The following is an 8,658-nucleotide window of genomic DNA, read 5'->3' on the forward strand; positions in this document are numbered from 1 at the left end:
TAATCAAATGGTGAAGGGAAATTTAAGGAAAAAGAGCGGCCCGCAGGACGGGCCGGGAAGGGTCAGAGACGTTCGGGCTGCGCCTGGATGAGAGTGGCACGCTTAACGCGGCTGGCGCAGAAAATCGCGATTAAAGAAATGGTCACCGTGACGGCAAGATACCAGGCCACCGGCACCCAGTCGCCGTCGTATTTTGCCAGCAGGCCGGTGGCAATCAACGGCGCGGTACCGCCAGCCAGCGCGGCACCTAGCTGATAGCCTAGAGTAATGCCGGTGTAGCGCACGTTTGCACTAAAGATTTCAGAGCACAGCGTGCCGAGTACCGCGGTGACAGGGGCCCACAACACGCCAAAGGCGATGACCGTTGCGAGTACGATACCCCATGTGGTGCCGGTATTGAGCAGCATAAACCACGGTACGATAAACAGGCCCAGCACGAAGACGCTGATCGCGTACATGCGCTGGCGACCTACCTTATCGGAGAGCAGCCCCATCAGCGGGATCATAATGGTCGCCACCAGCGCACCCAGCGTCACGGCTTCCAGCGCCTGCGATTTCTGATACGTCAACGTGCTGGTGGCATAGCTCACCACGAAGGTTGAGAAGATGTAGAAGGGGGCGGTTTCAACCACCTTCAGACCGGCGGCAATCAGCACTTCGCGCCAGTGATGCTTCAGCGTATCGCGCAGGGGAGCCTTAGCCACCTGACCGGACGCTTTGACTCGCTGAAAATCGGGCGTTTCATCAATATCTTTGCGGATCCACAGGCCGAGCAACACCAGAACCGAGCTCAGCAGGAACGGGATGCGCCAGCCCCAGGAGAGGAAATCCGCCTCGCTGAACAGGGTCATCAGCGAAACGATAAAAGTTGCCATCAGCATACCGATGGTGACGCCCGCCTGCGGAATACTGCCGAAGAAGCCTTTACGTTTTTCTGGCGCATATTCATAGGCCAGCAGTAGCGCGCCGCCCCATTCACCGCCAATGCCCATCCCCTGAATGATACGCATCAGGATCAGCAGAGCGGGCGCCCACAGGCCAATCATCTCATACGTGGGCAGCAGGCCAATCATGACGGTTGCACCTCCCATCAAAGAGAGGGTCAACACGAGGGTTTTTTTACGTCCGATGCGGTCGCCAATGTGGGCGAAAAGTACCCCACCAATGGGGCGAATAAAGAAGGTTAAGGAGAAAGAGAGATAAGAGAGGATGAGTCCAATCACCGGATCGACCATCGGGAAAAAGATCTTATTGAAGACCAGCGCGGCCGCCGTACCGTAGAGAAAATAGTCAAACCATTCAATGGCACTCCCGGTAAGGCTGGCGATTAACACCTTTTTATTTTTTCGTAATACCGTCGTCGTACTTTCATGTTCTGTCATGACCTGAAACCCCGCCACGTTGATGATGAGAGAGGTGTCACCTGGCGCGCTTCAGGTGCAACCTGTGATGATGAAAAAGGTTGTGAAATTGTTAAGCAACTTAGGGTTGGATGTTACGTTTGGCAAGCGCAGGGGGGATAAAACTGGTCAGATCACGGTGAAATAAGCAGCGCTGGGTGCTTTTTCATGACGCCTGTACAATACAATGTTTTGTAAGGCTGGAAATCAAAAGCATAATAGGCAGGTGCAACCCGATGATTTTTGGATGTTTCTGGTTATTTCAGAAAAATGATAAATTCGGCGCTTCAACAACGTGAGGAGTTCACCATGGTTCAGCCCCATTTTCCCTTTCTGGCAGATGCCACGCTGGCGGCCATCAATACTGTCGGTGAATGGCTGGCGCAGGATGACCTGAGCGCGACGCGTCCGCTCCCGGAAGTCGATGCGGTAATTCTGGCAGGAAACGCGGTGATCCCAACCATTGACGCGGCCTGCCGGATGGCCTCTCAGCAAGACGTGCCACTTCTGATTAGCGGCGGCATCGGGCATTCGACCACCTTTTTATACGCCGCCATCGGCAGTCATCCGCGTTATCACACCGTACCGGTCACCGGGCGGGCTGAAGCGGGCATTCTTGCCGACATTGCGCGGGCGTTCTGGCAGATCCCCGAGGCGCAGCTGTGGGTTGAGGATCGCTCCACCAACTGCGGTGAAAACGCGCGCTTTAGCTGGAATATGCTGAAACAGCATCATCGAACGACCGGGCGGGTGCTGGTGGTGCAGGATCCGACGATGCAGCGCCGCACGATGGCGACATTTGCCCGCGTTTGTCGGGATGAGTCCGTTTCACCGCAGTGGCTCAGCCATCCGGGGTTTACGCCGACGCTGCAAAACGGTAACGAGGGCGTGGAATTCAGCGAGGGCAACACCGGCCTGTGGCCCGTTGACCGTTACCTTTCATTGGTTATGGGTGAGCTGCCGCGCCTGTATGATGACGCCAACGGCTATGGCCCGGCCGGGCGGGATTATATTGCTCACGTTGAATTCCCCGAGGCCGTCACCGCCGCATGGAAACAGCTGCAGCAGGATCCGGTCCTTGCGGATGCGTTGTCCATGCGCTCGCTTTAAGGACGTAATTAGAAGCAATAACAACCGCTTCAGAATAACATTTGGCTTACAGCGACACCCTGGTCCGGCTGTAAATCGCCGAAGCGTTTCCGTAAGGCCGGGGCGAGGCGCAGGGATGCGCCGAGAGGGCGTGGCCTGCAGGGATGCAGGCTCATGCCCGACCCGATAGCCTGAAGGAATAAGCTGAGGGCACCGCGAAGCGGCGATTTACCGCCGGAAGCCTGGGTCGCCAGGGTGGTGGCGATTGAGCCACCCTGGCACGTTCACCGGTCATGTCGTTACAGAGTAGCAAGGAACACAACGTGAACGGAATGACCACCAGAGCCGTATGTTCCCCTCACCCTAACCCTCTCCCATAGGGAGAGGGGATGGTTCACAGCTCATATTAGCCCTGAATAAAGAAAAAAATCACAGCGCCGCAAACTTATCCAGCGTCCGCACCAGCTGGGTCACAAACCCATACTCGTTGTCATACCAGGCAACGGCTTTCACCAGCTGAAGTTCTCCCGCTTCTGACACCTCCGTCTGCGTGGCGTCAAACACCGAACCATAGTGCGAGCCAATCACATCTGACGACACAATCTCTTCGTCGGTATACCCGAACGATTTATTGCCCTGCGTCGCCTTTTTCAGCGCGGCGTTGATCTCCTCAACGGTCACTTTCTTGCCCAGAATGGCCACCAGTTCGGTAACGGAGCCCGTTTTAACCGGCACGCGCTGCGCGTGGCCTTTCAGTTTGCCGCTGAGCGCAGGGATCACCAGACCAATGGCTTTGGCGGCGCCGGTGGTATGCGGAATGATATTCTCTGCCGCCGCCCGCGAGGCGCGAAGATCTTTCCCGCGCGGGCCATCCACCAGCGCCTGGGTACCGGTATAGGCGTGAATGGTGGTCATGGTGCCCACCTTAATTTCAAACGCGTCGTTCAGGGCTTTCGCCAGCGGGGCGAGGCAGTTGGTGGTGCAGGAGGCGACGGAGATGATGGTATCACCGGCGTCAATGGTGTCGTCGTTCACGCTGTAGACGATGGTTTTCATGTCGCCCGCAGGCGCAGAGATCAGCACCTTCTTCGCGCCCGCGTCCAGGTGCGCCCGTGATTTTTCTTCAGACGTATAAAAGCCGGTGCACTCCACGACGATATCCACACCTGCGGTTTTCCACGGAATATGCTTTGCCTCTTTTTCGGCATAGACCGCTATGGTTTTACCGTCAACGATCAGCGCATCCTCGGTGAAATCCACGCTCCACGGGAAGCCACCGTAGTTGGAATCATGCCTGAGCAGATAGGCCAGCACTTTCGGGGAGGTGAGGTCGTTGATGGCGACGACGGTATTACTGTCCTGGGTTTCAAGAAGGCGACGCAGAACAAGACGTCCGATGCGTCCAAAGCCGTTAATGCCAATTTTACTCATGGTGTTCTCCTGTAAACGTGTCGATGCGACAGTTTGAACTCATCCAGGCTTAGACCATCACGGGCAGGGCGGCAATTGAAGATGCTTCATGCGGGGGGAAGTATTTGAAAAACCATACAGAAAAGTTAATGAATTTTTAAGGAAAGGGGATTATGTTGGCGCGGTAACTGTTTTTAATCGAGAAATCACATGCGCACTAAATATACAAGCCTGCAAATCGGCATCCACTGGCTGGTGTTTCTGTTAATCATCGTCGCCTACTGCGCCATGGAGTTCAGAGGTTTCTTCCCGCGCACCGCGCGTCCGGTGATCAACATGATCCACGTCTCATGCGGGATCGGTATCCTGGTGCTGATGGTGACGCGTCTGCTGGTTCGCCTGAAATTCCGCGCGCCGCCGATTCAGCCGAAGCCAAAAGCGATGGTGACGGGGATGGCACATCTGGGGCATCTGGTGGTGTATCTGCTGTTTATTGCGCTGCCGCTGATTGGCATTGTGATGATGTATAACCGGGGCAGCGACTGGTTTGCCTTTGGCCTGGCGATGCCGCATGCGGCGGAGTCCAATTTTGACCTGGTGGATACGCTGAAGACGTGGCACGAGACGCTGGCAAACCTGGGCTATTTTGTGATTGGGCTGCACGCGGCGGCGGCGCTGATGCATCACTATTTCTGGAAAGATAATACTCTTCTGCGCATGATGCCGAAAAAGCGTTCGTAGTCATTAACGCTTGCCGGGTGGCGGCTACGCCTTACCCGGCCTACAATGCAATTCCCGAATCGTAGGCCGGGTAAGGCGTAGCCGCCACCCGGCTTGTTTTTAACCCAACAGAGCACGCTCTTCGGCACTTAACGCCAGCGCCTGGGTTGACCCCGTCTCAGACGACTTCACCGCCGCTTCCAGCACGGCCATGACTGCCAGTGCCTCAACCGGGTGGACCGGATTGGTGATTTTCCCAAGCAGCGCGTCACGCACATTGATGTAATACTGGCGCTGATCGCCTTTCGGGGTAGGGATCGTTTGCGATGCGCCGTCAGCGCCAAAGAACACCATACTGTCGCTGTCTTCGCCCCAGGCTTCACTCCCAGGGATAACCCCGGAGAGCAGCTGTGCTTCCTGCTGATCGATTCTGGCCTTCACCACGCTGCCCTTGTCCCCGTGGACGGCAAAGCGCGCCGTACCGCCTGCCACCAGCATGCTGGCGTGCAGAATCACCTTATGCTCCGGATAGTTTAAGACCACGTGCGCCCAGTCGTTGATTTCTGCGCCGTCGCGCAGCGTCGCGATATTCCCCTGAACCGACTGCGGCAGACCAAAGAGCTGTAGCGTCTGGTCGATAAGATGAGGCCCCAGGTCAAACCACAGGCCGCTCCCGGGGACATTCTGCTCGCGCCAGCGCACGCGCACTTCCGGGCGGAAGCGGTCGATATGCGACTCCAGGTGCTTAACCTTGCCGAGCGTGCCTTGCTCAATGACCTGCTTAATGCCGAGGAAATCGCTGTCCCAGCGGCGGTTGTGGAAGACAGAAAGCAGTCGCTGCTTTTCCTCCGCCAGCGCAATCAGGTCGCGGGCTTCCTGCATGTCGAGGGTGAAAGGCTTATCCACGACCACGTGTTTACCTGCGTTCAGGGCCAGCGTCGCCAGCGGGGCGTGCGTGGCGTTGGGGGAGGCAATCACCACCAGGTCAACATCAGGATGCTGAATAGCCTCTTCAGGGGTGGCGACCACCTCTACGTCCGGCAGATCGCGTTTCACCTTCTCTTCATCACGAGAAGAGACCACGGCCAGCTTAAGCCCGTCCACAGACTGGATTAACGGGGCATGGAAAGTTTTGCCCACAAATCCATACCCGATCAGCGCAATGTTAATTGTTCGAACTGTACTCATGAACTTCTCCACGTTAATTCGCGCACACCGTGACCTGCAATGCGCCAGGGTCCCCAAGCTCAGGCCAGGGACGATCTAAAAAGAGTTGTTGAATGTTAGATAACCCGGAAACCAGATACGGTTCGCAGCGGTTGACTTTCAGGTGGTCGGCAACAATCCAGTGCGCATGGCTTGCGTCAAGCATAGCGCGTTTAACCTCGGCATCCGCTTCTTTACCGGCGCTCAAACCGAGTTCAGCATGAATGGCGCACGCCCCGAGGATGGCAATATCTGCCCGATAGCGGGACAGCAAGGACAAGGTGGCGCTTCCGGCAAACAGGCGCTGCTTATGGTCCCATTTCCCGCCGAGCAGGATCAGCTCAACGTCTTCCCGGTCGCTAAAGTGCTGGGCGATGTCCAGCGACGTGGTAATGACGGTGAGCGGCCCGCGAAGAAAGGAGGCGACAGCCATCACCGTGCTGCCCGCATCCAGAAACAGGGTAGAACCCGCAGGAACCTGCTGTGCGACCTGTTTTCCCAGGCGCTGTTTGGTTTCCGGCAGCAGCGTATTGCGGCCCAGGCGATTCATGGCGGAAAGATTCAGCGCGATGGCCCCGCCGTGGTTCTTCTGCGCCAGCCCCTGGTTTTCCAGGTCGGTCAGATCCCGACGGATGGTATCGGCTGAAACCTGCAGTTTTTCTGCCAGCTCGGTGATGCTGGCCTGGCCTTGCTCGCTCAGGATATCCAGAACGTGGCGTTGTCGTGCGGTTTTGTGCATCGGTGTGCGTTCCTGCAAAATGTCGCAATATTTTGCATAATACAGCATTTTAACGCAGAGAAAAGGGCAACGTGGTTTTGATGTCGGGGAGTGAGGTGATGATTCAGATGCGTGATTATTAAAATTTTATTAAACAGGTATAAGCAAGCCGTTTTGAATGTTAACCACAATGTTATTGTTATGTTTTATTTAACGATTTGGGTTATGTAACCACTGCATTCCTATTGTCTGGTTTTTTATTCTGTTTAATGTTGCTAGTGTGGTTTTTTATTGCTTTAATTAGTTTATTAATGGCATTAAATTCTAATTTGTCTGGTTTAGCTACTTAAATTGACACTTCTTTGAAAATCTTTGTGTCTGACCCGCCCGGAAATTAACGCAAAAATGTGCAGGTGACGAATTAAGAATTTTCCTTAAATAACAGTCGGTTTATATGTTTCATCTGAAAGGTCATTTTAAGAGTTTTGTCCAGAAACCCCATCTTTTTTCTTAATTGTAACACCACATTAACATTGGGGGTGTAGTGGCTTATAACGCATTTTGTTATGCTGCTAACCACTTTAGGAAATAAGTAAATTCTTAATTTAAATAAGACGCAGGCAGATCTCATCTCCAGAGGAAATGGGTATGGGGAGTTTTACCTAAAATTCGGCAAGGATGCGAAATAAGATATTTGTCTAATTATCTATACCTCTTTTTGGGTAATTGCTTCAGTGTCACTCAGAGTCAGGGAGATAAAAATGACGATATTGCGAAAGCCTATGTTACGTCGATTTACAGCAGCACTGGCATTCATTTCATTAGCCATAAATACGGCGTACGCCAATAGTAGTCAGGTGGGTATTGCCCCGGTTGCCACGACAACCTTAAAAGAAAGTATTCTTTTTGCTATCGATCGCGATCCGTCGATTAGTCAGCAGGCCGCGCAACTCGGTATTGGTCAGGCGCAAATAGATGAAGCGCGCAGCGGCTGGATGCCGCAAATATCGCTGAACGGCAGCACGGGCCATAGCCAGACCACCGATTCCAGCGGGTCGCTGAAGAATTCAGCCGCGTGGGGGCTGAGCCTGACGCAGCTGATATATGACTTTGGCAAGACCAATAACAGCATCAGCCAGTCTTCCGCCCAGCGCGATAGCTATCGCTACCAGCTGATGAGCACACTCTCTGACGTGGCGGAAAAAACGGCGCTGAGCTATGTCGAGGTCAAACGCTATGCCGATCTGCTGCAGGCGGCAAAGGAGAACGTTCAGGCGCTAAAAAATGTTGAGCAACTGGCAAAGCTGCGCGCCGACGCGGGTGTGAGCTCGACCTCCGATGAGCTCCAGACCCGCACGCGTATTGCCGGCATGCAGGCGACGGTCGCGCAGTATCACGCCGCCTTAAACAGCGCCCGCGCGAGGCTCGCGGTATTAACCGGAATGCAGGCCGATAACTTTTCGCCTGTACCCGCAAATCTCGCGGTTGAGCCTGATTCGCTCAACCGCATTGATTATTCGCTGATACCGGCGGTCATGGCCGCGCAAAACATGGAGCGCTCAGCCCAGTATGGGGTGGAAACGGCGAAGTCTCAGCACTGGCCGACCTTAAGCCTGAAGGGCGGACGTACCCGTTACGAGTCGGACAACCGTTCGTACTGGGATGACCAGATCCAGCTCAACATTGACGCACCGCTTTATCAGGGCGGCGCGGTCTCTGCACGCGTGCGGCAGGCTGAAGGGGCACGGGCCATGGCCTCCTCTCAGGTCGATCAGGCGCGTTTCGATGTCCTGCAAAAAGCCTCCGTCGCGCAGGCGGACTGGACCGGTGCACGGGGAAGAATGGAGGCCGGGAAACAGCAGCTGGAAAATGCCCTGCGCGCCCGTGATGTCTATAAAAATGAGTACACCCTGAGCAAGCGGAGCATTAACGATCTGCTCAGCGTTGAGCAGGATGTCTGGCAGGCCACCTCGGCGAAAATAATCGCTGAGTATGATGGCTGGAGTTCGGCAATTAATTATGCTTCCGCGGTTGATAATTTAATGCCGCTTATTGGAATAGAGAAAAACGCTGCCGCAAAACTACCCGATTTGAGTTAAAAAAAGACGCGTATTG

7 protein-coding genes are annotated in these 8,658 nt (G+C 54.7%); 3 read left to right on the forward strand and 4 right to left on the reverse strand.

Features of this window, described 5'->3' with window-relative positions; translation table 11 throughout:
* Positions 1-62: 62 nt before the first annotated feature.
* Positions 63-1,382 (reverse strand): MFS transporter, encoded by a 1,320-nt coding sequence (locus ACMWJS_RS04235; protein ID WP_046092563.1) that lies wholly within the window; start codon positions 1,380-1,382, stop codon positions 63-65.
* Between the two features lie 327 nt (positions 1,383-1,709).
* Between ACMWJS_RS04235 and ACMWJS_RS04240 the strand changes: the two genes are divergently transcribed.
* On the forward strand, positions 1,710-2,510 hold the full coding sequence (locus ACMWJS_RS04240; RefSeq protein ID WP_414746667.1) for a YdcF family protein: 801 nt from the start codon (positions 1,710-1,712) through the stop codon (positions 2,508-2,510).
* Between the two features lie 408 nt (positions 2,511-2,918).
* On the opposite strand, the gene gap is transcribed toward ACMWJS_RS04240, so the two are convergent.
* Complete coding sequence (gene gap, locus ACMWJS_RS04245; protein ID WP_061715206.1) at positions 2,919-3,920, reverse strand: type I glyceraldehyde-3-phosphate dehydrogenase; 1,002 nt, start codon at positions 3,918-3,920, stop codon at positions 2,919-2,921.
* 189 nt (positions 3,921-4,109) lie between these two features.
* Between gap and cybB the strand changes: the two genes are divergently transcribed.
* Positions 4,110-4,640 carry a cytochrome b561 gene (cybB, locus tag ACMWJS_RS04250; RefSeq protein WP_414746668.1) on the forward strand — a complete coding sequence of 177 codons (531 nt, stop codon included), beginning with the start codon at positions 4,110-4,112 and terminating at the stop codon, positions 4,638-4,640.
* A gap of 99 nt (positions 4,641-4,739) precedes the next feature.
* Here the strand turns inward: cybB and ACMWJS_RS04255 are convergent, their stop codons facing one another.
* Together ACMWJS_RS04255 and ACMWJS_RS04260 are read right to left on the reverse strand one after the other, a co-directional pair.
* Positions 4,740-5,807, reverse strand: a complete 1,068-nt coding sequence (locus ACMWJS_RS04255) for an oxidoreductase (RefSeq protein ID WP_262790806.1) — start codon at positions 5,805-5,807, stop codon at positions 4,740-4,742.
* A 13-nt stretch (positions 5,808-5,820) separates the two neighbouring features.
* The gene (locus tag ACMWJS_RS04260) at positions 5,821-6,564 is read right to left on the reverse strand and encodes a DeoR/GlpR family DNA-binding transcription regulator (RefSeq protein ID WP_414746669.1); all 744 of its coding nucleotides are present in this window, start codon (positions 6,562-6,564) and stop codon (positions 5,821-5,823) included.
* 740 nt (positions 6,565-7,304) lie between these two features.
* Between ACMWJS_RS04260 and ACMWJS_RS04265 the strand changes: the two genes are divergently transcribed.
* On the forward strand, positions 7,305-8,642 hold the full coding sequence (locus ACMWJS_RS04265) for a TolC family outer membrane protein (RefSeq protein WP_045910489.1): 1,338 nt from the start codon (positions 7,305-7,307) through the stop codon (positions 8,640-8,642).
* Positions 8,643-8,658 lie beyond the last annotated feature (16 nt).

The organism is Enterobacter sp. HK-058-C-ECC, assembly GCF_047531125.1.
GTDB classification, from domain to species: Bacteria; Pseudomonadota; Gammaproteobacteria; order Enterobacterales; family Enterobacteriaceae; genus Enterobacter; species Enterobacter quasiroggenkampii.